At 36.2% G+C, this 25,958-nt stretch carries 27 protein-coding genes; 18 read left to right on the forward strand and 9 right to left on the reverse strand.

The features are described from left to right. Window positions 1-53: 53 nt before the first annotated feature. Window positions 54-341 (reverse strand): cell division protein ZapA, encoded by a 288-nt coding sequence (locus ACN0TV_RS06770; RefSeq protein ID WP_417361384.1) that lies wholly within the window; start codon window positions 339-341, stop codon window positions 54-56. A gap of 16 nt (window positions 342-357) precedes the next feature. Then, window positions 358-648: a hypothetical protein gene (locus ACN0TV_RS06775; RefSeq protein WP_417361386.1), complete on the reverse strand. Its 291-nt coding sequence runs from the start codon at window positions 646-648 to the stop codon at window positions 358-360. Window positions 649-820: 172 nt separating this feature from the next. Between ACN0TV_RS06775 and ACN0TV_RS06780 the strand changes: the two genes are divergently transcribed. Further along, the gene (locus tag ACN0TV_RS06780) at window positions 821-2,506 is read left to right on the forward strand and encodes a M23 family metallopeptidase (protein ID WP_417361388.1); all 1,686 of its coding nucleotides are present in this window, start codon (window positions 821-823) and stop codon (window positions 2,504-2,506) included. A 313-nt stretch (window positions 2,507-2,819) separates the two neighbouring features. Then, window positions 2,820-3,452 (forward strand): hypothetical protein, encoded by a 633-nt coding sequence (locus ACN0TV_RS06785; protein WP_417361389.1) that lies wholly within the window; start codon window positions 2,820-2,822, stop codon window positions 3,450-3,452. Between the two features lie 18 nt (window positions 3,453-3,470). Here the strand turns inward: ACN0TV_RS06785 and ACN0TV_RS06790 are convergent, their stop codons facing one another. After that, window positions 3,471-4,427, reverse strand: a complete 957-nt coding sequence (locus ACN0TV_RS06790; RefSeq protein ID WP_417361391.1) for a PhoH family protein — start codon at window positions 4,425-4,427, stop codon at window positions 3,471-3,473. Between the two features lie 191 nt (window positions 4,428-4,618). On the opposite strand from ACN0TV_RS06790, the gene ACN0TV_RS06795 reads away from it, so the two are divergent. From ACN0TV_RS06795 to dnaN, 4 genes are all read left to right on the forward strand, one after another. After that, on the forward strand, window positions 4,619-5,446 hold the full coding sequence (locus ACN0TV_RS06795) for an SAM hydrolase/SAM-dependent halogenase family protein (RefSeq protein ID WP_417361393.1): 828 nt from the start codon (window positions 4,619-4,621) through the stop codon (window positions 5,444-5,446). 47 nt (window positions 5,447-5,493) lie between these two features. Continuing rightward, on the forward strand, window positions 5,494-6,210 hold the full coding sequence (gene gldF, locus ACN0TV_RS06800; RefSeq protein WP_417361395.1) for a gliding motility-associated ABC transporter permease subunit GldF: 717 nt from the start codon (window positions 5,494-5,496) through the stop codon (window positions 6,208-6,210). Beyond that, the gene (gldG, locus tag ACN0TV_RS06805) at window positions 6,207-7,871 is read left to right on the forward strand and encodes a gliding motility-associated ABC transporter substrate-binding protein GldG (RefSeq protein ID WP_417361396.1); all 1,665 of its coding nucleotides are present in this window, start codon (window positions 6,207-6,209) and stop codon (window positions 7,869-7,871) included. The genes gldF and gldG overlap by 4 nt, the downstream gene beginning before the upstream one ends. Before the next feature lie 72 nt (window positions 7,872-7,943). After that, on the forward strand, window positions 7,944-9,062 hold the full coding sequence (gene dnaN, locus ACN0TV_RS06810; RefSeq protein ID WP_417361398.1) for a DNA polymerase III subunit beta: 1,119 nt from the start codon (window positions 7,944-7,946) through the stop codon (window positions 9,060-9,062). A 159-nt stretch (window positions 9,063-9,221) separates the two neighbouring features. Here dnaN and ACN0TV_RS06815 read toward each other — a convergent pair whose 3' ends face one another. Beyond that, on the reverse strand, window positions 9,222-9,563 hold the full coding sequence (locus ACN0TV_RS06815; RefSeq protein WP_417361400.1) for a DUF4870 domain-containing protein: 342 nt from the start codon (window positions 9,561-9,563) through the stop codon (window positions 9,222-9,224). A 209-nt stretch (window positions 9,564-9,772) separates the two neighbouring features. Then, a complete protein-coding gene (locus ACN0TV_RS06820; protein WP_417361564.1) occupies window positions 9,773-10,270 on the reverse strand; it encodes a Dps family protein in 498 nt (165 codons plus the stop codon). A 163-nt stretch (window positions 10,271-10,433) separates the two neighbouring features. Here ACN0TV_RS06820 and mnmE point away from each other — a divergent pair, with 163 nt between their 5' ends. From mnmE to ACN0TV_RS06860, 8 genes are all read left to right on the forward strand, one after another. Next, window positions 10,434-11,858, forward strand: coding sequence for a tRNA uridine-5-carboxymethylaminomethyl(34) synthesis GTPase MnmE (mnmE, locus tag ACN0TV_RS06825; RefSeq protein WP_417361402.1), 1,425 nt, complete (start codon window positions 10,434-10,436; stop codon window positions 11,856-11,858). A gap of 408 nt (window positions 11,859-12,266) precedes the next feature. After that, complete coding sequence (locus tag ACN0TV_RS06830) at window positions 12,267-12,494, forward strand: hypothetical protein (protein ID WP_417361404.1); 228 nt, start codon at window positions 12,267-12,269, stop codon at window positions 12,492-12,494. Next, the gene (locus ACN0TV_RS06835; protein ID WP_417361406.1) at window positions 12,485-12,778 is read left to right on the forward strand and encodes a type II toxin-antitoxin system RelE/ParE family toxin; all 294 of its coding nucleotides are present in this window, start codon (window positions 12,485-12,487) and stop codon (window positions 12,776-12,778) included. The genes ACN0TV_RS06830 and ACN0TV_RS06835 overlap by 10 nt, the downstream gene beginning before the upstream one ends. A 526-nt stretch (window positions 12,779-13,304) precedes the next feature. Continuing rightward, window positions 13,305-14,519, forward strand: coding sequence for an ATP-binding protein (locus ACN0TV_RS06840; RefSeq protein WP_417361408.1), 1,215 nt, complete (start codon window positions 13,305-13,307; stop codon window positions 14,517-14,519). A 146-nt stretch (window positions 14,520-14,665) separates the two neighbouring features. After that, on the forward strand, window positions 14,666-15,898 hold the full coding sequence (locus tag ACN0TV_RS06845) for a serpin family protein (protein ID WP_417361410.1): 1,233 nt from the start codon (window positions 14,666-14,668) through the stop codon (window positions 15,896-15,898). 56 nt (window positions 15,899-15,954) lie between these two features. After that, a complete protein-coding gene (locus tag ACN0TV_RS06850; RefSeq protein WP_417361412.1) occupies window positions 15,955-16,383 on the forward strand; it encodes a hypothetical protein in 429 nt (142 codons plus the stop codon). Window positions 16,384-16,388: 5 nt separating this feature from the next. After that, window positions 16,389-16,865 (forward strand): hypothetical protein, encoded by a 477-nt coding sequence (locus ACN0TV_RS06855; RefSeq protein WP_417361414.1) that lies wholly within the window; start codon window positions 16,389-16,391, stop codon window positions 16,863-16,865. Window positions 16,866-17,688: 823 nt separating this feature from the next. After that, on the forward strand, window positions 17,689-18,915 hold the full coding sequence (locus tag ACN0TV_RS06860) for an ATP-binding protein (RefSeq protein WP_417361416.1): 1,227 nt from the start codon (window positions 17,689-17,691) through the stop codon (window positions 18,913-18,915). Between the two features lie 458 nt (window positions 18,916-19,373). On the opposite strand, the gene ACN0TV_RS06865 is transcribed toward ACN0TV_RS06860, so the two are convergent. The 3 genes from ACN0TV_RS06865 to ACN0TV_RS06875 form a co-directional block, all read right to left on the reverse strand. Continuing rightward, on the reverse strand, window positions 19,374-20,849 hold the full coding sequence (locus ACN0TV_RS06865; RefSeq protein WP_417361418.1) for an SLC13 family permease: 1,476 nt from the start codon (window positions 20,847-20,849) through the stop codon (window positions 19,374-19,376). Window positions 20,850-21,341: 492 nt separating this feature from the next. Then, the gene (locus tag ACN0TV_RS06870) at window positions 21,342-21,920 is read right to left on the reverse strand and encodes a YdeI/OmpD-associated family protein (RefSeq protein WP_417361419.1); all 579 of its coding nucleotides are present in this window, start codon (window positions 21,918-21,920) and stop codon (window positions 21,342-21,344) included. A 338-nt stretch (window positions 21,921-22,258) separates the two neighbouring features. Continuing rightward, a complete protein-coding gene (locus tag ACN0TV_RS06875) occupies window positions 22,259-22,696 on the reverse strand; it encodes a carboxymuconolactone decarboxylase family protein (RefSeq protein ID WP_417361421.1) in 438 nt (145 codons plus the stop codon). A gap of 504 nt (window positions 22,697-23,200) precedes the next feature. Between ACN0TV_RS06875 and ACN0TV_RS06880 the strand changes: the two genes are divergently transcribed. From ACN0TV_RS06880 to ACN0TV_RS06895, 4 genes are all read left to right on the forward strand, one after another. Then, window positions 23,201-23,764, forward strand: coding sequence for a Crp/Fnr family transcriptional regulator (locus tag ACN0TV_RS06880; protein WP_417361423.1), 564 nt, complete (start codon window positions 23,201-23,203; stop codon window positions 23,762-23,764). A gap of 72 nt (window positions 23,765-23,836) precedes the next feature. Further along, on the forward strand, window positions 23,837-24,166 hold the full coding sequence (locus ACN0TV_RS06885) for a DMT family transporter (protein WP_417361425.1): 330 nt from the start codon (window positions 23,837-23,839) through the stop codon (window positions 24,164-24,166). Between the two features lie 25 nt (window positions 24,167-24,191). After that, complete coding sequence (locus ACN0TV_RS06890) at window positions 24,192-24,647, forward strand: GNAT family N-acetyltransferase (protein WP_417361427.1); 456 nt, start codon at window positions 24,192-24,194, stop codon at window positions 24,645-24,647. 1 nt (window position 24,648) lies between these two features. Then, on the forward strand, window positions 24,649-25,170 hold the full coding sequence (locus ACN0TV_RS06895) for a GNAT family N-acetyltransferase (protein ID WP_417361429.1): 522 nt from the start codon (window positions 24,649-24,651) through the stop codon (window positions 25,168-25,170). A 215-nt stretch (window positions 25,171-25,385) separates the two neighbouring features. Here the strand turns inward: ACN0TV_RS06895 and ACN0TV_RS06900 are convergent, their stop codons facing one another. Beyond that, window positions 25,386-25,826: an EthD family reductase gene (locus tag ACN0TV_RS06900; RefSeq protein WP_417361431.1), complete on the reverse strand. Its 441-nt coding sequence runs from the start codon at window positions 25,824-25,826 to the stop codon at window positions 25,386-25,388. Window positions 25,827-25,958: the final 132 nt, after the last annotated feature.

Raw genomic sequence — 25,958 nt, forward strand, 5'->3', positions numbered from 1 at the left:
CAACCAATGTAGGCAGTAACATTATGTTATTTAAAAGAACTATCTAACTTTAATTACAAATGATTGGTCAAGAGTTCGTTGAGTTTCATCAAACGTTCTTTTGTCTGTTCATTTGTTTCTTCTTTATCTATACTTTTTTGTTCCATTTGAGATGCAAACTGAAGCGCGCACATCGCTAAAACATCTTGCTTGTCTCGCACGGCATAACTCTTCTCAAATTGCTTGATCAACTGATCTATAGTTTTAGCTGCCTTCCTTAAGCCCTCTTCTTGTTCAGGCATTATGGTCAAGGGGTACACCCTATCGGCAATAGATATTTTAATCTTTAGCGTATTTGCCATCTCCCTATGTAAACAATTATTCAGAAAGTTGAGTTATACACTCATCCAATTCCCGAATCAAAGTATTTATTTTAAGCTTAGCTTCTGTCTTATTCGTATTACTGCCAATCATTGAATTTGCCAGTTTGAGCGATTCGTATTTATCCTTCCACTGATCGACGGAAAGCTCTAAATTCTTATTGCTATGCTTCGATTTTGCTAACTCATCCTTTAACTGCTGATTGATGCTTTGTTGAAGTTTTAAGTTTTCAAGCAACTTACCAATCTTATCTTCCAGTGAATCAACAATTTCTATCATGTCGCTCATACAAGCAATGTTCAATATATATCTTTACAAAGTTAAGACACCTTTATATACCTCACAATAGTTTATAAAAATTTCTTTACGTTAGACTAATATAGTGAAATTTGCGTTGATCTGAAGAGATTTTTTCGAATTTGTATTCAATTCATTAGATTTGCCTTATAATTTTTGATTCATGCGAACCCTGATTTTTTGTAGTTTATTAATCACCCAATTTCTTTTTTCTCAACAACCCTATCCAAAGGATTATTTTCAGTCTCCCCTAGCGGTTCCGATTGTTTTATCCGGTAGTTTTGGAGAGTTACGATCCAACCACTTTCACTCGGGATTGGACATTAAAACCATGCAGCGGGAAGGTCTGGATGTGTTTGCTACGGCTGGCGGTTATGTTTCAAGAATAAAGATTCAACATTACGGCTATGGTAAAGCAATTTATATTACACACCCGAATGGCTTCACTACCGTTTACGCTCACTTGCAAAGTTTCGGACCAAAAATACAACAATACGTCAAAGAGCAACAATACAAAAAGCAGTCCTATGAAATTGAGCTCTTTCCTAAACCCGAGGAGCTGGTAGTAGGTAAAGGCGATCTCATTGCTTATAGTGGAAACACAGGAGGAAGCGGTGGCCCGCACCTACATTATGAGATTAGAAATGCCAAGGCGGAACCTATGAACCCATTGCTATTTGGATATGACGTAAAAGACACAACTCCACCGAGAATTCTCGGTGTATACGCCTATGCGATTGGAAATGAATCCATAATAGATAACACAAACAACAAAATAGAACTCCGACTCACTAAACAAGATGACAATACTTTTGTTGCCGATAAGATATACGCCGAGGGAACCATTGGTCTAGGAGTAGAAACCTATGATCAATTCGACATGGCTTACAATAAAAATGGAGCCTATAAGGTGTGTACCACTGTGGAAGGAAAACGTAACTTCGAATATAATTTCGCGAGCTTTTCTTTTTCAGAAAGTAGATACATCAACACCTTAATCGATTATCCTGTGTATGCCAACAAACGCAAAAGAATACAGAAGTGCTACATAGAACCCTATAACAAATTAAGCATCTACGACAAAAAGGACAATAATGGTCTAATCGCTATAGAACCGGGGAATACTTACAATGTTAGCTTAGAAGTTTCTGATTTAGCCGGAAACGTCAGTATTGTACACATTCCGGTGGAAGGAAAAAAACAGGAATTACTACGTGCGAAAACCGTTTTTAAATCAGATCATTATCTTATCTCGAACCGTGATAATATCTTCAAGGTAGGAAATGCCACCTTATATTTTCCGGAAAATTCCTTTTATTATAACTTCTTTATCGATCTCCAACAAAGTGGAGATACGATTAAAATTCACAAGGATGAAGTTCCTATGCGGAAAAATTATACTTTAAGCATAGCCATGGATGCCATTGACAACAAGGATATTGACAAGTATTTTATCGCAAATGTCAGCGATAAAGGGCATCTCTCCTACCAAAACACTTATCGCAAGTCGAACGTACTGAGTACCCGAACGCGTGCCTTAGGTAATTTCGTAATAGCCAAGGACAGCGTAGCACCCAAGATACGTCCTTCTAATTTTCAAGACGGACAATGGCTTTCTAATTTCAAAACCTTAAAACTGATTATTACAGATGATTTAAGCGGAATCAATTCCTATCGAGCCAAAATCAACAACCAATGGATACTGATGGAGTACGAATACAAGGAGAACAGTCTTACTTATAACCTTAGTGATATCGACTTTAAGGATAACACCCACCATCTGGAGGTAGTTGTTACAGACAATGTTGGTAATAGCACCACCTATACGGCGGTCTTTCATCAAAAATAAAACTTTGTATGCTAGGGCTGTTTCGGTGGAACCCATTCTAATGCGATCAATTTATTCCTTGGCAAACCGGATTTTTTAGCTCTGGTGTTACACCATTGCCAGTTTCATATTCTAAAAAAAACGTTAAAAGTTCATTATCCAAGAATTATCTCCTGAGAAATCAAGGTTTGGTTGGAGATTTTCAATATTTTTGACCTCCAAAATATCATAACCATTTGGTGAGTACTAGGTTATTACTTCAATACTCGCAAGGTGCCACCAACCTACATGAACAACAACAGTTTTAATATAAAAGAAGCAGTACACTAACAATATGAAGCAATTACTATTCATCCTAGCTGTTATACTAGGATGCTCAAACGGATTTGGACAAAAACTAATCTACCAAAGCGACCATTTCGAAGAACTAAGCAAGGACCATAAGACTGTTGCTATTTTACCTTTTAAGGCGCGATTGGAATTGGAAAACCAAAATCATGGGGAACAACAATTAGAAGCACTGCAAGAAAAAGAAGGATATGAAGTTCAAAATGCCTTGGAATCTTATTTTTTAAAATTACACAAGCGAAAAGATTACCGCGTTGCGTTTCAAGACACTAAAAACACCAACGCCATTTTAGCCAAAAACGGTATTTCGGAAAAGAATATTGACATCCACACCTCACAGGAGCTTTGCAAGATCCTTAATGTGGATGCGGTAATATCAGGAGACCTTACGCTAAAGGCATTAATATCAAAAGGAGTATCTACGGACTTTGATCTGATTTCATTCATATCCGGAACTTCAGATTATGGACGAATTGCCATCAAATTAAGTGATGGAGAAACCGGTAAACTCCTTTGGAAATACGAGAAAGTTATCAATCGTAAATCAGGCAAAAACACCTATGATATCATTGAAGCCATGATGCGCAAATCAACACGGAAATTTCCGTATGATAAGTAATGACCGACCTAATGAACTCTAGGCGTTAGTGTGTTCTATTTTTTTGTACGATGCAATAATTTCTTTCACCAAACGGTGACGAATCACGTCCTTGTCATCAAGATGCAAGATTCCAATACCTTTTACATCCTTTAATATCAGTAAGGCTTCTTTAAGTCCGGAGGTAATACGTCGCGGCAAATCTATTTGACCCGGATCTCCTGTGATAATAAATTTTGCACTCTTACCCATTCGGGTTAAAAACATTTTCATCTGCGCATGAGAAGTATTTTGCGCCTCATCCAATATCACAAACGCATTATCAAGAGTTCGCCCCCTCATAAAGGCCATCGGAGCGATTTGAATAATTCCGGTTTCAATATAGTTCTGCAATCTTTCCGGAGAAATCATATCTCTCAATGCATCATACAATGGCTGCATATACGGATCCAGTTTTTCTTTTAAATCACCCGGTAAAAACCCTAGGTTTTCTCCTGCTTCCACCGCAGGACGGGTTAAGATAATGCGTCGAACCTGTTTTTCTTTAAGCGCTTTAACAGCTAAAGCTACACCAGTATATGTTTTTCCAGTACCTGCAGGGCCAATCGCAAAAACCATATCGTTCTTTTTCATCAAATCGACCAACTTTTGCTGGTTGACTGTTTGTGCTTTTATAAGACGACCATTGACACCGTGAACTAGAACTTCGCCATTAGCACTTACATCAACATAATCCTGTCCGTTATCGGTCATCAGAATTCGCTCTATGATGTTTTCATCTAGTTTATTATACTTCCCAAAATGGGTGATAAGCATATCGAGACGCTTATCAAATTCTTCTAAAAGATCTTGATCACCATAGACCTTTATTTTATTTCCTCTGGCGACTATTTTGAGTTTAGGAAAATATTTTTTTAACAAATCAATATTAGCATTCCCTGCCCCGAAAAATTCTTTGGGATTGATTTCTGTAAGTTCAATTATGAGTTCGTTCAAAAGCTTTAATTTATGTGAGTATTTCTTTAACGGATCTTAACACAAAAAGTATGTTTTAAAATGGATAATTCTCTTACTTTTTAGTAGGTTTGTGTTTGGTTTTACTTCAATCTACAAAAACCAGATTGGCATTTAACAAACTTAAGGAAAAATTTTCGCTCTTAAATTAAAAAAACATCAACAATTCGCAAATGGCAATACTAACATTAACTACAGATTTTGGGGTGAGAGATCACTTTGTAGGTGCCATTAAAGGGTATATCCTTAGCGAAATTGAAAATGCCAACATTGTTGACATCTCACATCAAGTGAGTCCGTTTAACATTTTAGAAGCCTCCTATATATTAAAAAACGCATACAAAACCTTCCCTAAAGGAAGCATACACATCATTGGAGTTGATTCAGAACTCACTCCTTTGAACAAACATGTAGCTGCACTTATTGATGATCATTATTTCATTGGAGCGGACAATGGAATTTTGTCCTTCCTCACCCATGAAATCAAACCGGAAAAATTGGTAGAGATCAATATTCACGATCGCATTGCCAGTGTTTTCCCTGTATTAGATGTATTTATCAATGTTGCCGCGCACATCTCAAGGGGAGGCACATTAGATGTCATCGGAAAACCGCTATTACAACTCAAAACATTAAAGGACCTAGAGCCAACAGTAAATCACCCTCAAGATCAAATTACAGGAAATGTGATTTACATCGACAATTACGGAAATGTCGTGACCAATATTCCAAAGAAATTATTCGAAAAACACAGAAGAGGACGAAATTTCGAATTGTGGGCTCGTAATCATAAATTCACCAGCATCCACGCTAAATACAGTGATATTATAAATTTTGGATCAGATGTCCCGGTCAATAAAGACGGAGAGAAGTTGGCTATATTCAATTCAGCAAACCTGATCGAAATTGCCATATACAAAAGCAATCTGGACACCGTTGGTGGTGCATCCAGCTTATTGGGTCTGAACTATAGGGATGTGGTCACCTTAAAGTTTACCTAAACAACCACACAAACCTAATTTATTATGCCGAACCACAAAAGTAGCCTATGAAAGCAATCATAAACAGAGAAATTAGCAGTTTTTTTTCCTCTCCAATCGGTTATCTGGTCATTGGATTATTCTTATGCTTAAACGGTTTGTTCCTTTGGTTATTTAATGGTGAATTTAATATACTCGAAAGTGGTTTCGCAGACCTATATCCATTTTTCCAATTAGCACCATGGGTTTTACTACTACTGATCCCGGCAGTAACCATGAGCACTATTGCACAGGAAAAAAAATCAGGAACGCTAGAACTGCTCCTTTCACACCCGATCACCAAGAGTCAAATTATACTGGGAAAGTTTTTTGGAAGCTTCTTTCTCATCATTCTAGCCTTAATCCCTACGCTGTTATACGTATACACCATTTGGACGATTGCAAGCCCAAATGGAGCTATTGATTTGGGCAGCATTGGCGGATCTTATTTTGGTTTATGTTTTCTGATAGGCAGTTATACAGCCATCGGAGTTTTTACTTCCTCCTGCACTGAAAATCAAATTACAGCCTTTATATCCTCTATGCTCATCTGCTTTATTTGTTATTATGGATTGGCGGAATTTGCAAATTTCGACGGCCTTGAATTTCTGGCAAGTTGGAGTCTTAAATACCACTATGATAGTATTAGCAGAGGTGTGATAGATCTTAGGGATCTTGTATACTTTATCAGTATTACCAGTTTCTTTTTATTTTTGACCACCCTAAAATTGAACAACAAACTGTGAAGCGAATTAAAAACATAGCAAAGAAAATACTGCTACCGATCCTTTTTCTGTTGGCAGTCAATTATTTGGCATCAATGTTTGTCCTGCGAATCGATCTTACAAAACACCAACGATACACACTATCTGAGCCAACCAAGGCGCTACTTGGGCACGTTGGAAAACCTATTTTTATTGATGTTCTTTTGGGGGGAAACCCACCTGCTGAATTTAAGCGTCTTCAAACCGAAACCAAACAGCTATTAGAAGAATTCAGGAGCTTGAATGACAACATCATATTCAATATTGTAGACCCCATGGAAAGTGGAGGGTCCAAGCAGCAGATTGCACAATCGTTAATGGAATTAGGACTAACACCAGCTAACGTTACTATTGAAGAAGGCAATAGTGTCTCCAGAGAGATGATTTTCCCTTGGGCAATGGTGAATTCCGGAAATAAAACAGTCAAGGCATCACTATTAAAAAATAGCCTTGGAGCCAGTACAGAATCACGGATAAACAATTCCGTACAGCAGCTCGAATATACCCTGGCTGATGCTATATACCAAGTCACAATCACCGATAAAAAAAGCATTGCCGTAATCAAAGGTCATGGGGAAATGGATGATAAGTACATGGCTGATTTTTTATTGAGCCTACAGAACTATTACCGCATTGCTGAATTCCATATGGATTCCCTAAAAGAACAGCCACAGACCACCTTAAAAAACCTCAATCGTTTCCAAGCAGCCATCATTGCAAAACCTACCCAAGGGTTTTCAGAGAATGAAAAAATGATCCTAGATCAATATATTATGCAAGGTGGGAAAACACTATGGTTATTAGATCAGGTTAACGCAGACCTGGACAGCCTGCAGAATGACAACTTCAGTTCTTTGGCCTTTCCAATGGATTTAAAACTAGATGCTATGCTATTTAAGTACGGTGTACGCATCAACAAGAACCTAATTCAGGACCTTATGTCCACGCCGGTGACCGTTGCGGATGCTAATGGTGAAATACCTATAAACTGGTTCTATAGTCCAATGGTAGCCTCTTTGAACAACCACCCGATTAACAAAAGCCTCAATGTTGTAAAACTAGAGTTTACCAACAGTATGGATACATTATCCAATGGCATTAAAAAAACCGTTTTACTTCAGAGTTCAGCGCAGTCAAGAACCGTTGGCGTGCCAAGAAACTATAGTTTGGATGAATTCGATACCCAACCAAACGTATCTCAATTTAATGAAGGAAATCAAATTTTGGGCGTCCTTTTAGAAGGTAAGTTTAATTCCGCGTACAGCAATCGAGTTAAGCCATTTACCCCGGACTCCATCATGGAGAAAAGCACACTCCCAAATAAGATGATTGTCATCAGCGATGGGGATATTATCAATTACACCTACGCCAATAAAAAGCCACTTGTCGATGGAATTGATCCTTGGACCAAACAACTTTACGGCAATAGAAATTTTTTACTTAATTGCGTTAATTACCTTGTTCAAGATAATGGACTTATAAACATTCGTGCAAAGGAAATTTCGATTTCCTTTCTGGACAAACAAAAAACATATGAAGAAAAAACATGGTGGCAGGTACTAAACATAGGACTTCCCATATGTTTAATCCTTCTTTTTGCAGTCGTATTTTACGCTATAAAACGAAAAAAGTATGGCTATTAAATGTTGATAAGTTATTTTCGAAAAAAAAATCAATTCAGATATCTTTGTAAGTGATAGAAAACTAAGCATTCGATGAAATTTATTATATCAAGTACATATTTATTAAAACAACTTCAGGTCTTAGGCGGTGTGATCAATAGTAAAAACACCCTCCCTATCCTTGACAATTTTTTGTTTGAACTAAATAAGGATAAATTAACGGTTTCGGCATCCGATTTAGAAACTACCATGAGTGCTGTTCTGGAGGTTGAATCAGAATCAATTGGAAATATCGCGGTACCTGCCCGACTTCTGTTGGAAACTTTAAAAACATTTCCAGAGCAACCATTAACCTTTATAGTTGAGAACAACAACACCATCGAGATCAACTCGAATCACGGTAAATATGCTTTAGCATACGCTGATGGTGCTGAATTTCCTAACACAATTGAATTGGAAGAAGCCAGTACAACAATGATTTTAGGAGATATCTTGGCAACAGCAATCAACAAAACCATATTTGCTTCAGGAAACGATGAGCTTCGTCCGGTAATGAACGGAGTCTTTTTTCAATTCTCAACTGAGAATTTAACCTTTGTGGCTACTGACGCTCACAAATTGGTTAAATACCAAAGAACAGATGTCACCGCTGACCAAGTCGCGGAGTTTATCATGCCTAAAAAGCCGTTAAATATTCTTAAAGGCATCTTAGAAGGAAGTGAAAGTGAAGTGAAAATCGAATACAACGTAAGTAATGCTAAATTCAGCTTTGACAATACTGAACTTATTTGTAGACTTATCGATGGGAAATATCCTAATTACGAGGCCGTTATTCCAAAAGAAAATCCAAATAAATTAACGATCAACAGATCGCAGTTCTACAGCACTGTGCGCAGGGTATCCATATTCTCAAATAAAACAACCCACCAGATTCGTTTAAAAATAGCTGGTGCAGAATTAAACATATCTGCGGAAGATTTAGATTACAGCAACAAAGCAGAAGAACGCTTGACTTGTGATTATCAGGGAGATGATATGGCTATAGGATTTAATTCAAAATTCTTGAATGAGATGCTGAACAATCTAAACTCTGACAATGTTACCCTTGAGATGAGTATCCCAAGTAGAGCCGGAATCCTTTCGCCTATCGACGGATTGGATGAAGGAGAGCACATCACTATGCTGGTTATGCCGGTGATGCTTAACAATTGATTGTAAAGAATAAATCATATACCCCCTAATATTAGGGATTACCTAATTACCAAGTAATAAAACCCCGTCTAAATTGTGTGTTAATTTAGAGCGGGGTTTTTGATTGGTATATAATAATCCTATTAACGATTCAGTTTAAAAAAGGGCACTTACCCCCTATTAGCTTATAATACGAAGACTCAATGGGTAATAAACATTTTTGCCATTACTCGAGTTAATCGCATTGATAATCGGAAATACAAAAGCTAAAATGGCTATAGCGATAAGCACCAATATGCCTAATCCGAAAAGAAAGATCAATGGTATACTAAGCAGGGAGTATATAAATATACTAAGCTGAAAATTTAAAATAGCCTTCCCGTGCTCATCCATATTCAAAACACTGTCTTTTTTTGAAACCCAAAGAATCAATGGTAGAATAAGTCCGCCAAACCCGGTAACGTAATCCAGTAATTGGCTCAGATGGGTGATTGCTAGAAGTTGATTGTCTGTTCGTTTCATAATTTTTATTGATGGCTGATTTAACTATTGGACGATTAAGTTTCAGAATTGTTACAACCAGTTCAAACTTTAACAATCCACCTTATTAATTTCCTTAACTAAAAACAACCGGCAGTGCCGGTTGCTCTGAATTTTATTCTATCTCCTTACGCTATCAGATCAAAGTAAAGTTTCTGAATTGCGCATCTGCGTGTTTCCTTTATTCGTTTTTACGAAGTTGTTTTCGCTACCGGATGACCAGCCTTGGTACGCCAAGCATCTAACATCCAAGATGTTTTCTCCAATTCTCGAATATAGGCGCCAATCATATCAACCGTTCCTTCATCACTTCCATCCTCGGCAATCTTAAGTACTTTACGCATTTGCTCTAATAACGGACCATGATCCTTCAAAAGTGCATCAATCATTTGTCTATCCTCTAGATCAGAGTCTGCCTCCTTAATATTGGATATTTCAAGATATTGTGAAAGGTTACTCAAAGGTTGATTTCTCAAAGTTAAAATACGTTCAGCAATCTCATCAACCTTAAGTTTGGCATCATTGTACATCTCTTCAAATTTATTATGAAGATCAAAGAAATTTTCACCTACTACATTCCAATGGAAATTTCTCAACTTCTGATAATACAAATGATAATCAGCTAGTAAAACATTTAATTCAAAAACTGTTTTCTCTGTTTTTGATTTGTCTAATTTTAAATAATCCATATTCTTACTCATTTTAAATTACATGTTTAAGGTACGGAATTTATCACTCATAATCAACGATTTAACAACAATTAACTGTTGCAAAAAGCAAAGCCAATTCTTAGAAAATAACTAGGATAGTTGATCAACATATATTTGTATTTTTGTACCAAATTTTAGAGCAATGAATACACAAGATACTATCGCAGCTTTAGCAACCCCTTCCGGTTCCGGTGCCATTGCAGTCATAAGACTCTCCGGAGAGCAAGCTATTGCCATAGCAGACCGACACTTTAGGTCTGTTCGCAGTAAAAAGCTAAGCGATCAAAAATCTCATACCATTCACCTGGGTCATATCGTTGATGATAAAAAAACCTATGATGAGGCCTTGGTATCCTTGTTCAAAGCTCCCAACTCATATACAGGAGAGAACGTGGTGGAGATCTCTTGCCATGGCTCACCATATATACAGCAGGAGCTCCTACAATTATTTCTAAGAAACGGATGCAGGATGGCAGATGCAGGAGAATTCACTCTTAGAGCGTTCCTAAATGGTAAATTAGACCTTAGTCAAGCAGAAGCTGTTGCTGATCTTATAGCCTCAGAGAATGAAGCGAGCCATCAAATTGCAATGCAGCAAATGAGAGGCGGCTTCAGCAGTGAGATTAAAAAGTTAAGAGAAGAACTGCTTAACTTCGCATCTTTGATTGAATTAGAACTTGATTTTGCTGAGGAAGATGTAGAATTTGCAGACCGAGGTGCATTCAACCAGCTTTTGGACAAAATCCAGCTCGTGCTTAAACGTCTGATTGACTCTTTTGCTGTAGGCAATGTTATCAAAAACGGTATCCCTGTAGCCCTTGTAGGTGAACCTAATGTCGGTAAGTCCACCCTGCTCAATGCACTACTCAATGAAGAACGCGCCATTGTAAGTTCAATTGCCGGAACAACGAGAGACACCATTGAAGACGAAATTAGTATTGGAGGGATTGGATTTCGATTTATAGACACTGCAGGGATTAGAGATACCCAAGATGAAGTCGAAACTATCGGGATAAGAAAAACATTTGAGAAAATAGATCAAGCACAGGTTGTGGTTTATCTCATTGACAGCCTTAAGGTACAGGAAAACAGAGCAAATATAGAGCTTATCAAAATTGAACTTAGAAAACTTCGAAATAAGTTTCCCCAAAAGCCTCTTGTAATTATTGCTAATAAAAAGGATCAATTATCACAAGAAGAGCAAGATTTCATAATGCAAGAGATAAGTGATATCATCACACAAAAGGATAGAACTAAATTGCTTTTAATATCAGCAAAATCAAATTCAGGGGTTGAAGAACTTAAAGACATCTTACATAACTTTATCAATACCGGTGCCTTAAGAAATAACGAAACCATCGTTACCAATTCAAGACATTACGATTCTCTACTAAAAGCACTAGAAGAAATCGACAAAGTAAAAGATGGAATGGCAAATGGGATCCCAAGTGACCTCCTTGCAATAGATATCAGACAAGCCATCCACCACTTTGGTGAAATCACTGGACAAATCACATCAGATGATTTGCTTGGGAATATTTTTGCCAATTTCTGCATCGGAAAATAGACATATTGTTTTTCTCTTTCCTTTAGCATCCTTTAATTGACAATCACCTGTAAATAAAAAACATTTTAAACCCCTTTAAATGTATCCATCCAACACCGTGCTTCCTGGCATGAATACCCCTCTATGTGGTTAGAACCCTCGATATTTCGGACTTAAAAAATGGGGGTATCTCATATATTGAATTCTATAACACCAAAAGAAGGCATACTGAAATAGGAAAAGTACCACCTGATCAAATTTATAATACAAAAAGAATAGTATCATAAATAATTAGATATATATTTAAACTGTCTTGCATATGGGGAGTAGTGTAGTCATAAACTTAATAAATGATGATTAATATATCGCTGATGCGATTTACATAATAGAAAACATTAAATTACCTTTGTAATACTAAAAGTTGTGATTATGAATATAGAAGCCACGAAATTAGAATTGATGCATCTTTTACTACAAACACAAAAAGAAGGCCTTTTAGCAAAACTTAAAAAGGTCTTTGATGAAGAGCAGGGAGATTGGTGGAATGAGATGTCTAAAGAGGAACAAGAAGAAATCAATACAGGTTTAGATCAGGCAGATGAAGGCATTTATTTAGCTAATGAGACTGTTATGAAACGTTTTGATAAATGGCGTTAATAATAAAATGGACACCTCAAGCAAATAGAGGTCTGGGAAAGGTTATAGAATATTTAGAAGAAGAATGGACAGCCAATGAAATCCTTAATTTAGAGCAAAATCTACAAGATATTTTAACCCGTATCAGTAAATATCCCAAAATTTGTCCACCAACAGGAAAACATAAAAATGTTCACAAAGGATTGGTGGATAAAAACAACTACATTATCTACAGAATACAATTTGAAAAAGGATTTATTGAAATTATCAATTTCAGAGGAACTAAACAAAAAGATATCGAATAGATCCTGTGTAAAGCAAATTTTCTTTTTTTAAGGATGGAAGCTATGGCGCTTTCGGGATTTTTAGTCAGATGATTTATTATAATACTCCCCAAATTTAGGACAGGAAATTAAGTTGTAATTTTAACCCTGTCAAAAGGATTTGGAATTGGTAGGGCAGTTAGGTTCGGGCGTTCCTAGGATTATGGAGAGCTATGGTAAAGAATATTTCCGGTTTATGGATAATTTTACTAGAATGACCTTTCCAGTTTCCGAGCAAGTTACCGAGCAAGTTAAAAACCTAATAGCTATATTCCATAACGAGCATAGCCGTAATGAACTTATCGAAAGTTTAGCTCATTGTATTTATATCAAACCAAAGAAAGATTCTTTGTTGTGTCCTAATCGAAGAAATTGCTATACGAGACAAGGCTATAGCCAACGGGCAACTTCACCCATTACTAATGTCCAAAATCAATCATTACTAATGGGTGAAGTTGTATTGTTCGTTCTATATCCCTATCTTTGATATCATTAAGACTCGAGTGAAATGATGAGACAAGACCAATTAAGTGTAGTTATCGACGCGCAGCAACGCGTATTTCTCAACAAACAAGATTTATTAATCCGGGAAGCATTGCAAAACGTCCCTATAGTGGATAATTATGCAACTATAATTACAGGAATCAGAAGATGTGGGAAGAGTACTTTATTGTTGCAACTCCTAAAGTCAAAGTACACCGAAGTTATTTATTTAAATTTTGAAGACATTCGATTAGTCGCCTTTAACATAGAGGACTTCATACGCTTGCAACAAGAAATCGATAAACGAAGCATCCGTGTATTATTTTTTGATGAAATTCAAATCGTAGATAAATGGGAAATATTCGTTAACCAACTCTTAAGAGAAGGATACACCGTATTCGTAACCGCCTCCAATGCATCATTATTAAGCAAAGAGCTAGGAACCCACCTTACTGGGCGACACCTTTCCATGGAATTATTTCCTTTTTCATATCGTGAATTCATAACCTATAAAGAAACCGATGCAGATCAAGAATCATTAAAAGATTATCTAGTTACTGGCGGAATGCCTGAATACGTAAAAATCGGACAAGCCCTTATTCTCAGCAGCCTAATGGACGACATTTTGGTGCGTGATATCTCCGTTCGACATTCCGTACGTGATATCGATTCATTGAAACAACTAGCTATTTATTTAATTTCAAACGTTGGCGTATTAGTTTCGGCCAATAAATTAACAGGCTTGTTCGGGATCAAATCCAGCACAACCATCTTAGAATACTTTAATTATTTCAAGGACGCTTATTTAGTAGAATTTGTACCACGCTTCAATTATTCAATAAAAGCGCAAGCCCGGAATCCGAAGAAAATCTACGCAATGGATACAGGATTGATCAACGTCGTTTCGACATCCCTTACTGAAGACCTTGGTCGCAAACTAGAGAACATGGTCTATCTTCATTTAAGGAGAACCTATAGTACAATCTATTATTTTGCAGAAAAAGGAGAATGTGATTTTGTCGTCTTTGAAAAAGGTAAAATCCTCCAAGCCGTACAAGTATGTTATACTATAGACGACTTCAATTTTGAACGCGAATACAGTGGGCTAGTAGCAGCATTACATTATTTTAAAGTTAATCATGGTTTCATAGTTACCTTGAACCAAGAAGATATATTCGAAAAAGACGGCCTAACAATTGAAATGATTCCTGCATATAAGTATTTTGTTAGAAAGGAATGATTGAAACGAATCTTTATTTCTCAATCCTGCTTTGATTCCTCGAAATCTCAGATGGTTAAATAAGTCATACGTACTAAAACGCAACTTTTTAGGACTTTTTGCATCTATGTAGTAATTCATAGGGAAAAATAAATCAAACCACCATCATGAAAACCAATCACTTATACTTATTTTTTATCTTTTTTACAATACTTTTATCGTGCACTTCCCAAACAGATGAACAAGATCCTGTCACTTCTTTTAAATCTGTAGCCAAAGGCGGACAAATAGTGGAGGCCAATAATACATTCGCCTTTTCATTGTTTAAGGAGATCGCCATGACAGAAACAAAAAACAATTTCATGATCTCTCCGGTGAGTGCCTCCTTGGCCATGGGTATGGTTTATAACGGTGCTGCCGGGAAAACCCAGCAAGCTTTTGCTGATGTATTTGATTATGGTGATGCGACCCTGGAACAAACCAATTTAGTCAACCAAAACATTATAGACAATCTTACCTATGGCACTTCTGGAAGTACATTTGAGGTTGCAAATTCACTTTGGGTAAACCATAATTTCCCAATTAAAGAATCATTTGTAGCGCTGAACCAAAAGTACTATTATGCAGCAGTAGAGAACAGGGATTTTAAAGATCCCAGTACATTGAATGCGATCAACCATTGGGCATCCAGTAACACCAACGGGAAAATACCTGAAATTCTGGATGAAATATCTGATAATGCTGTTTTGTATGCTATCAATGCCCTGTATTTTAAAAGTGACTGGAAGTATAAATTTGATCCGGATGATACCCAAAGTCTGCCTTTCCATAGCGAAGATGGTACTGTTAAAAATGTAGCTATGATGTCTATGGAACAAGATTTGCTATACTTTTCCAACGAGCTCTTTGCAGCTGCCAGGCTTCCTTATAAAAATGACAAATACAGCATGACGCTTTTGTTACCTCACGGGGGCAAAACCACGGAGGATGTGGTTGCTCTTATGAGCAGTGAAAACTGGAATCAATGGCAGGATGATTATGCGGAAAAGGGTATAAAACTCACCATGCCAAAGTTTACGTTTTCTTATGAGAAAAAATTTAATGAAGCTCTTATAAATTTGGGGTTGGGTAATGCATTTAGTGAAGGGGTTGCCGATTTTAGCAAGATGACCGATATGGAAGTTTTTATATCTTTCGTACTTCAAAAGACCTTTATAGAAGTCAATGAAAAAGGTTCCGAGGCGGCAGCAGTAACAGCTGTTGGTATCGAACTCACATCGGTAGGTGGTGGCACACCACATTTATTATTGGACAGACCTTTTTTGTTTGTCATCACCGAGAAAGATACAGGTTCCATTTGTTTTATAGGCAAAGTGGGCCAGCCGCAGTATAATCAATAAGAAAAAGTTTCACCTTTTCCAAGGAACTTGTTCCTTGGAATTTAATTGAGTTTAGTATGCCACAATTAGTAATAGCAGCCATTCTGATTTCTCTTTTGAGTTGTAGTGATAAAGATGATAATGATCCCGGTTTAGATTGTGGTCAGCTCGCCTGCACAGAACAATTTGTAACCATTATGGTTTCTGTTGAAGATCAAACCGGAACCCCAGTCGCCCTGAATAGTTTTGGGGTAACAATAATTGATACTGAAGAGGATATTACAAGGGAGGTGAACGATGATGAATATGAGATTATGAAAACATCCGGAAGCTATCCCTTATTCGGAGATGAATATAGTAGTACGTACCAAAAGAAAACTGTCGAAGTGAATTTCAAAGGATTCGATGAGGATGATCAGGAAATTGTAAGTGTGGATTTCAAGGTGGGTGCTGATTGTTGCCACGTGTATTTAGCTGAAGGGAAAACAACCATTATAACTGAATAAAATAGATGGTCATAAAAAACTTAAAACCATTGGGATTACTCCTTCTTATTGGAGCTTTTGCCTCTTGTAACAATGATGATTACATAGCATCAAACGAAAGCGATTACTTGATTTTTGGTCATTTCTACGGGATGTGTGTCGGGGAATCCTGTGTTGAAACATTTATGCTGACCGATACTAGTTTGTTAGAGGATACTAAAGATGATTATACGGGGAAAGAATTCAACTTTAAAAAACTATCAAACAGTAAATTTGAACAAGTCAAGGATTTACCAGATTTCCTCCCCAATCAACTGGTTAATGAAAAGGATTCGATTTTCGGTTGCCCCGATTGTGCAGATGCCGGAGGTTTATTTGTCCAGTACTCAGAAAACGGAAATGTAAAAAGTTGGAGAATCGATCAAGTGAAAGCTAATGTCCCTGAATATTTACACAATTTTATGGATAAGGTAAATGAGGAGATAGCATTGGTGAATAACTAAAACTATACATCCCTGGTATGCGTTGGCTGCCTGGCTTCTGATTTTGATATCACCTCCCTTCTCGATAATAGATGCCACTGCACATTTTAATATCAGACCGCAATGAGTTTTATGGCATCTATTCTTATAACTATACCACCGGTTGACGGATCCAAATCAATCCTGACAAGTGAAAGATTTAATGAAAGTAACTACTACTTAAATATTGAATTAGACGACTCCCTTTATCAAAATAGAGGACAGATTGATTTTAAATAAAGCCTTTTATATTTAGGATAAAGGAAATTTCGAGTAGGCTTCTTAAAACTAATATGTCCAAATTAAATGATTTTCAGTTGTTACTTTGTCTAAAAAGTGTATCCGGATTAAAAATCAAAGTCAAAATTGTATTTGGTTCTGTTTTGGTGTATATTATTGTGATTATGGCAATAGTGGGTAGACAAGATATTGGGTCCAAATTATAATGGGATAATCATAGTAATTTTCCAAGGTTGAAGAAAATTCAGGTAAATTCGTTGGATATGAATTCAAATGGAATCTTAAGGCTAAAGTTAAAATTCATAAAAGGTTTATAGGATTGGGTATTTGTAGACTTCTCCTACCGACGGTGGATATTCTGGTAATCACCAGAATATCCAAATAATACCCAAATCCAATCCCTAACCAAAACCCGAAACACCTTATTACCAAAATTAATGAGTGGGTAGGTTAGAGTAAAAATAAGGCGCAAAGTGAGCTCAACATTACTTAAAATAACATTTTAGTCAAAATAAGGTGTTTTATAAACCTTTGTTTGTGCATTTGAGTCATAATAAGAAATATTATGAGTTTTAACACCGTTATTCCAACAACAAAAAGGATAGAACGTTTACAATATGAAAACCCTTGGTGGACGAATGGCAACGTCCAACAAGTCTATCAAGACATGTCTAAACGCTTGTATTTTGATTTGTTCTATCCATTTGTAAAAGAAACAGATATTAAGCGTGCTGTGGTGCTTATGGGCCCTCGTAGAGTTGGAAAAACAGTCATGATGTTTCACACCATTCAAGAGCTCATAAAAGAAAGGATTGCGCCACAAAAAATCTTTTTTATTGGTATAGACAACCCTATTTACATGCACCTAAGCTTAGAAGATATTTTACTATTGGCCAAAGAAGCCGTGCAAGTAGATACCTTAGAAGGTTGTTTTGTATTTTTTGATGAAATCCAGTACTTAAAAGATTCGGAGCGCCACCTAAAAGTCTTGATAGATTTGTATCCAAAAACAAAATTTGTGGTATCTGGCTCTGCTGCTGCTGCTCTACGTTTGCAAAGTACAGAAAGTGGTGCTGGCAGATTTACCGATTTTATGCTACCACCACTTACCTTTCATGAATACATTCATTTAAAGGGCTTACATCATTTGGTGCAGGCTAGAACTATAGTTTATCGAAATAAAGAAATTCCTTTTTTTACAACTCACGATAACAAAGCTTTTAACAAAGAATTTTTTCACTATTTAAATTTTGGAGGGTATCCCGAAGTAGTATTATCCGAAAAAATACAAAGCGATATGGGTCGGTATGTAAGAAGTGATATTGTTGATAAAGTATTGCTGCGTGATTTACCCAGTTTATATGGTATTAAAGATGTGCAGGAATTAAACAGCTTTTTTACATATTTGGCATATAATACTGGTAATGAATTTTCATATGAGCGATTGTCTAAAGACAGTGGTATTCAGAAAGAAATCATTAAAAAATATTTAGAATATCTTGAAGCTGCATTTTTAATTAAAGTCATTCATAAGGTAAATGAAACCGCTAAAAAATTTAAAAGAATAACGAGTTTTAAAGTGTATTTAACCAATCCATCTTTACGAACAGCTTTATCTTCACACATTACAGAAACAGATAATGAAATGGGTAATATGGTAGAAACAGCTATTTTTTCACAATGGATGCATCGAGAAAATCTTGATTTAAAATATGCTCGTTGGAAAATGGGGCGCTCCGAAGGTGAAGTTGATATCGTATTACTGGACAACAAATTATTTCAACCGCATTAGTGTGTAGAAATAAAATGGAGTAATCATTATTTTGAAAAACCGCAAGAATTAAGAAGCTTGATATATTTCTGTAATCAAAATAATTTTTCCGCAAGCCTGGTAACCACAATCGATGTTTTAGATAATAAAACAATAGAGGATGTTAATTTAACCTATGTTCCTGCTGCCGTTTATGCCTATAACATAGGCGTAAACACACTCGAATTAAAATCGAATTGGTAAAAATGTTAAATTAAAACGCTATAGAAATTGCATTGATAAACCAATCAGTGGAACATGCTTGGGTAAATTAGAGCCTATTGACTCCTCTACCGGAAGCCATTCAGGGAGTGTGATTTTGCATTAATAACCAAAAACATCTTCTAAGCTCAGTTTTTCTAAATCACCGATTTTTTGAAGATCTTCCACATTGATTCTTTCTTCTGATCCGATAATACATTAGGTGTAAGGTTTATCCTCTACTTCCTTGTTACAAAAAGTTGAATATCTACTGGGTCAAAATCCCATAATAACGGAAGTAATACATATACAGCAAAGGTTATAATAACTATCGAAATTAAATTCATCCAAAATCCTGCCTTGACCATATCCTTGATACTCAAATAACCTGACCCGAAGACCACTGCATTCGGAGGTGTTGCTACCGGCAACATAAATGCACATGATGCAGCAAGTGTGGCTGCCACCATCAACATATAAGGATTAATATCCAAAGAAATCGCAATGGGCGCTAAAATGGGTAACAGCATGGCTGTGGTGGCGGTATTTGACGTTAATTCAGTGATAAAATTAACTGCCGTTACGATGACCACAATAAGCACAAGTAAAGTTAGACCTTCAAGCAGCTCAACTTGACTTCCAAGCCAAGTAGCTAATCCCGTGACTTGAAATCCAGAAGCTAATGCCAACCCACCTCCAAATAAAAGAATTATTCCCCATGGAATTTTAACGGCATCCTTCCATACTATTATGGGTTCTCCTTTCTTCCTTGTCGGTAATATAAACAATATAATTCCTGCGATTATCGCTATTATAGTATCATCTATTCCCGGCATAAGCTGTTCCAAAAAAAATGATCTGGTAATCCAAGAAAATGCGGTCAATATAAAAACTATTAAAACTGTTTTTTCTTCCATTTCCATGGGACCCAAGTCATTTAATAACCGCTGAATTTCTGTTTTACCACCGGGGAATTGTTTTTGCTTAAAGACAAAAGCACGATTCGTTAAATAATACCATGAAACGGCTAAAAGAATCACTGAAATTGGCAATCCAAATGTAATCCAACTTGCAAACGAGATCTCTATATTATAGGTTTCTTCAATAAACCCGGCAAACACAAGATTGGGTGGAGTCCCAATAAGCGTCGCAATACCACCTAATGACGCACTATACGCAATTGCCAGCATTAATGCCTTCCCAAAAATTATATTTTCATTTTCTTCTGTATGTGGATTATCCTTTAATTGGAATACAATTGACATTCCAATAGGCAACATCATAACACTGGTTGCGGTATTTGATATCCACATCGACAAAAATGCGGTTGCAACCATAAATCCCAAAATGATTTTGGATACGTCCGTTCCAATCGTTTTAATTATATGCAAGGCAATTCGTTTATGCAAGTTCCATTTCTCTACGGCTATGGCCAGCAAGAAGCCTCCCAAGTATAAAAAGATATATTTATGTCCATAGGAGGCTGTTGTGGTTGAAATATCTACTGCTCCTGTTAACGGAAATAAAACAATTGGCAGAAGTGCTGTTACACCTATAGGAATAACCTCTGAGACCCACCAAATTGCCATCCAAACTGTAATGGACAACATATCAAAAGCACTTTCAGGCATTCCCTCAGGGGTATCCAATAATTGCAGTAACGCAAATATTAAAGGGCCTAGGATCAAAAAAACAATCTTTTTTGTCGAAATCATTTCTAAACGAACTTAATTTTCAATTTACTTTCTTTTACTTAATGCTCCTAATACATAAGAAACAGAGGTGTTTACAGGACCTCGCCCTCTCCTATCCTTTTTCGTGTATCCCAAGAGGAATCAACGCGATTTATAGGGTGTTTCCAGTTCTCAAATCTAATATTTAATAATAAACTGTCATACTTAAATTCTAAACAGTTATAGTCCATTCCTTGTATCCTATATCTCAAAGCTATTTATTGAAATCTAAAGCGATATTATATTAGAAAATGAGAAGTGCTCTTGGTTTGCAAGCCTGAGCGTTCTCCTCCCACTTTTTCGATTCTAGGATTTCTAGAAATTGAAATAAACTATACTTCACACAATTCGATAAGTTCAATAAAATAAAAATAGGCGATGTTTTTATATAGGGCAATGCATAAAAACATATTAGAACCCAAATAATTAAGATTCACTTTGGTTATGTGTACATTTTTTGAAACAAACTACGGATTAAAATTGTTTTGGTCTTTTGTTTTCACCGGCAAGCATTGCGATTTCATCAATGCGTTTTTGTCGGGTCTCTGGCCGTTTTGCAAGAACTATCCAACGCAACATCATCTTTCTAAGCGATTTACTCAAACCCAGAAAGTAATTTTTTGAACCTTTATGTCTTTCAAAGGCTTCTTCTAAATCTGCTGGTACTATGAGCTGTTCAACCGCATCCAACAGAGTCCAGGATCCGTTTTGTTTTGCAACCTCAATAGTTTGGTAACCAGACTCTGTCATAAGTCCTTTATCAATAAGCATCTGCACTTTGTCTTTATTTATTTTTGACCATGTGCTACTATGCTTCCGTTTGCTAAACATCTGCTTGAAAGTAAACTCATCAATGGTTTTTCTGGTGCTATCAATCCAGCCAAAGCAAAGTGCATCTTCAACCAACTGACCCCAAGGAACTGTAGGTAAGCCTGATCTTTGATTATTACACACCAGCCATATAGACTGTTTTATCTGGTGATTATCGCTTAGCCATTTTCGCCATTGCACTCTTGATTTTAAATAGAGTGTTTCTCTGTTTGATTTATCCATTGAGTAATTTTTGGTTGTGTTTGGTTCATTTTTAATGCAAATTGCTTGATCTAATCCTTTAGACTGATTGCTCCGAAAAGTCGTGTACACAGCTCTTTGGCCAGTAATTCATTTAGCTATAATTCGTGTGACTCAAGAGAATAAAAGTTTTCATTGCTTTCATTTGATCAAACCATTCTTTTTCAGGCTTAAAAGTGTATTGGAAACAGAGTTTCTATTTCTAAGGCTATTAGACATGTTACAGCTCGCTGGACACCTCCATCAATAAATTGGGCATGAATGTCCTTTTTAGAAGTTACATTTTCGGATCATCCTGCTAATTTTTGAAGATCACTCAACTAATCCAACGGTTTTTCCAATGTAATCGCTATTCTATTCCATCCGTTAATGGCTACTATAGCCATAATTACCGCTGCAAGTTCTTTTTCTGTTAAATGAACTTTTGCCTCCATGTAAATTTCATCTGAGACTGGCTTCCCGGCAATTGAGGTCATTGCTTCAGTAAGTGCTAAAACTGCTCTTTCCTTTTGTGTGAAAAGCTTGGTTTCTCGCCATGCGTCTAATAAGAATAAACGTTGAGCCGTTTCTCCCATTTTCATCGCATCTCGGGTGTGCATATTTATACAATACGCGCAACCGTTAATTTGAGATGCACGGGTTTTTATAAGCTCGTACAAGCTTTTGTCCAAGCCACTTTTTGCAATGTACTTTTCTAATCCTAGCATCGCTTGATATGCTTCAGGATCTGTTTTTGCTAAATCTAATCGTTGTTCCATGATATCGCTTTAATGTGTTTGTAAAATCATTGGTCTCTGGTACAAACCGCATTAATGTTCATAATGTTACCGAGTCCTATGATCCATAAATAATTTCTTACAGATAAGGGGTGTCCCTATTTCAGTTAATTTCATTTTCAAAGAACAAAATGCAAAATATTTTCCACTATAATAAGTGTACCGCAAGATATTTTCCACGATAACCTAAAATTATCAATGTTGCTATAACAATGGAAACGTCATTCAAAATTATTTTCAGAATCTCAAATATTTGATAGCCTTTTTCAATGAATCTTGTTTTTTTAGTCGACTCGCTCTTTCTCATTCCACTCATAGAGAGTCGTTACTCCGTGGACCTTAGGTTCAAAAGGTCGTCTAATTTGTAACACCCAGAAATGATTTATTTAACTTTGATATAGCGGAAATCTTTGGATTCCGGAGGCATTAAAACCGAAATCTTGAAATATTTCTGTAATTTTGTTACAACTAATCAGTATTGGATTAATGGACATAGACCTTATACTAGACAATATATATCCTCTTCCTGATACTTCAAAAGAATTGCTTAAAAAATCCATTTCAGAGGTCAAACACAAAAAGGGGCATATTCTTCTAAGATCTGATGTAGTCGAAAAAAACATCTACTTCATAAAGAAAGAGATCGCAAGGGCGTACGCTCATAAAGATCATGCTGAAATCACTTTTTGGTTTGGAAAAGAAGGAGATACTATTATTTCAATGAAAAGTTATATTTCAAATCAGAAAGGATATGAAAATATAGAACTATTGGAAAACTGTGAACTGTATCAGCTCAAAACAGAAAACCTGCAAAGGCTTTACCAAAAAGATATACATATTACAAATTTCGGGAGAATATTTGCTGAAAAAGAACTTATTAAAACAGAAGAACGGCTTATTTTCCGACAAATCCGAACAGCGACTCAGCGATACAATGAGCTTTTGAAAAACAGTCCTGTTATACTCCAACGAGTACAATTAAGACACATTGCATCTTATTTGGGTATCACACAAGTCAGTTTAAGTAGAATTAGGGCAGAAATAACCTAAGTGGTTTATTTTTTATCATTTGTAAAATTTTAGTTCAATACCGTTTGCGAACTTTGCAATTAAAAAATAAGTATGAATTGGATAATTTTAATTATAGCAGGTTTATTTGAAGTTGCCTTTGCGTTCTGTTTAGGAAAGGCAAAAGGAGCAACTGGAAATGAAATGTACTTATGGTATGCAGGTTTTGTGATAACCCTTGCTATTAGTATGGGGCTTCTGATAAAGGCCACTCAAACCCTGCCAATCGGAACTGCTTATGCAGTATGGACAGGTATAGGGGCAGTAGGTACCGTATTAGTCGGGATTATTGCATTTAAAGAGCCGGCAACTTTTATACGAATCCTTTTCCTAACTACTTTAATAGGTTCGATTATCGGACTTAAAGTTTTTTCAACACAATAATTAGGAACAAACTAAATTAGAAGCATTGAATACTATAATCAGAAAGGCAGAAGAAAAGGATAGCGAAAAAATATGGCAGTTGATGAAAGAACTTGCCGTTTTTGAAAAGTACATCAACTCCTTTGCTATTACACCCGAAATTGTGAGAAATAGCGGATTTCAGAAAAGCCCACCCGACTTTTATTGTATCGTTGCTGAAGACAATGATAAAATCGCCGGCGTGTTGGTTTACTACTATCTTCCATATACAGCTCAGAACAGCCCTGCAATTTACATGAAAGAATTGTATGTGGACGAAAGTTACAGAGGGCAAAAGATAGGAGAGCAATCAATGAATGCATTAAAGACTGAAGCGAAAGAAAATAATTGCACTCAAATCAAATGGACGGTTGCCCCATGGAATAAGGCAGGCCAACGGTTTTATGAAAAATTAGGTGCAAATGAAAATAAAGACTGGTTGAATTATGAATGTAATGTTTAAAATGGAAAGAATAACAATACATAAGGCGATATTAAACGATATTGAACAACTTCAAAAAATCGGCAGGGAAACGTTTTCTGAAACATTTTCTTCGAGCAATACAGAAGAAAATATGAAACAGTATTTAGACCAGGGATTTTCTATTGATAAACTAACCGATGAAATAAATAATGAAAATTCAGAGTTCCATCTTGCCTTATCTGAAACCACTGTAGTGGGTTATCTAAAAATTAACTTCGGAGCATCACAAACGGAACTCAAAGACGAAAAAGCGCTAGAAATAGAAAGGATTTACGTATCAAAGGAATTTCATGGTAAAGGCGTTGGACAAATCTTATATGAAAAAGCGATTGAAATAGCCAAGGAAAAAAACTCAGATTACATTTGGTTAGGTGTTTGGGAAGAAAACGCAAGAGCAATCAGTTTTTACAAAAAGAATGGTTTTGTAGAATTCGACAAGCACATTTTCAGATTGGGAGATGATGAACAAACCGATATAATGATGGCGTTAAAATTAGGATAGAGACAAAAAAATCTAAAAAAATTAAAACACCAGCACGTATAATAGGCACTTCCACCCTATCGATCAACCATAAGACTACTGCATAATGGCAGGACAAAAATGAAGCTTCGCCAAGTTGTTGTGCTGCTCTCCCCTGGTGATTTTTGTGGGATACTCGCCCATAGTAATTCACTGGGGTTCGGTATTGTCCACTAGTTGTTGTCCTCAATGATTTCCTATTCTTTATTTCTGTCAAGGTATCTCACCTGCTTTATTTCACTAATCTGTATAACAGGCGTAATATTGGTATAATTTTTAAAGTCAGTCCAAATTGCATCTATATTTTGTCCTATTGCTTTATTATATTCAGCAACATTATTAATATAAAAATAGCCTACGGCTACAAAAGGAGATTTATCATTAGGAGTTCTGCCGGCTATACCCTTATCTATTTCAAAGAAATTTAAATTTTCGCTTAAAAAACCGGCAACCATGGGCATGTGCTTTTTTTCATAATAGTCCATGTCAAAGGTTTTATCTTCTCCATTTGGATAAAGTATTACTACCTTAAACATACCGATTTCTAGGTTGGACGACGGTGTCGGTTGATTGGTATTGCAACTTATCAAGCCTATAAAGGCGAAAATGAGTGAAAATAAATTAATTTTAGTTTTCATATAAATCAGGTTTAAAGATTTTTATTTTATCGATATTAATTGACTCCAACGGTTTGCTAGTCGTTAATTTTTAGTCGTTTTTTGTGCAGGTACTGAATGTAGTTTGTGTGAAATTGTCCATTATAGGTGGTT

Source organism: Galbibacter sp., from assembly GCF_048266365.1.
Classification (GTDB): Bacteria; Bacteroidota; Bacteroidia; order Flavobacteriales; family Flavobacteriaceae; genus Galbibacter.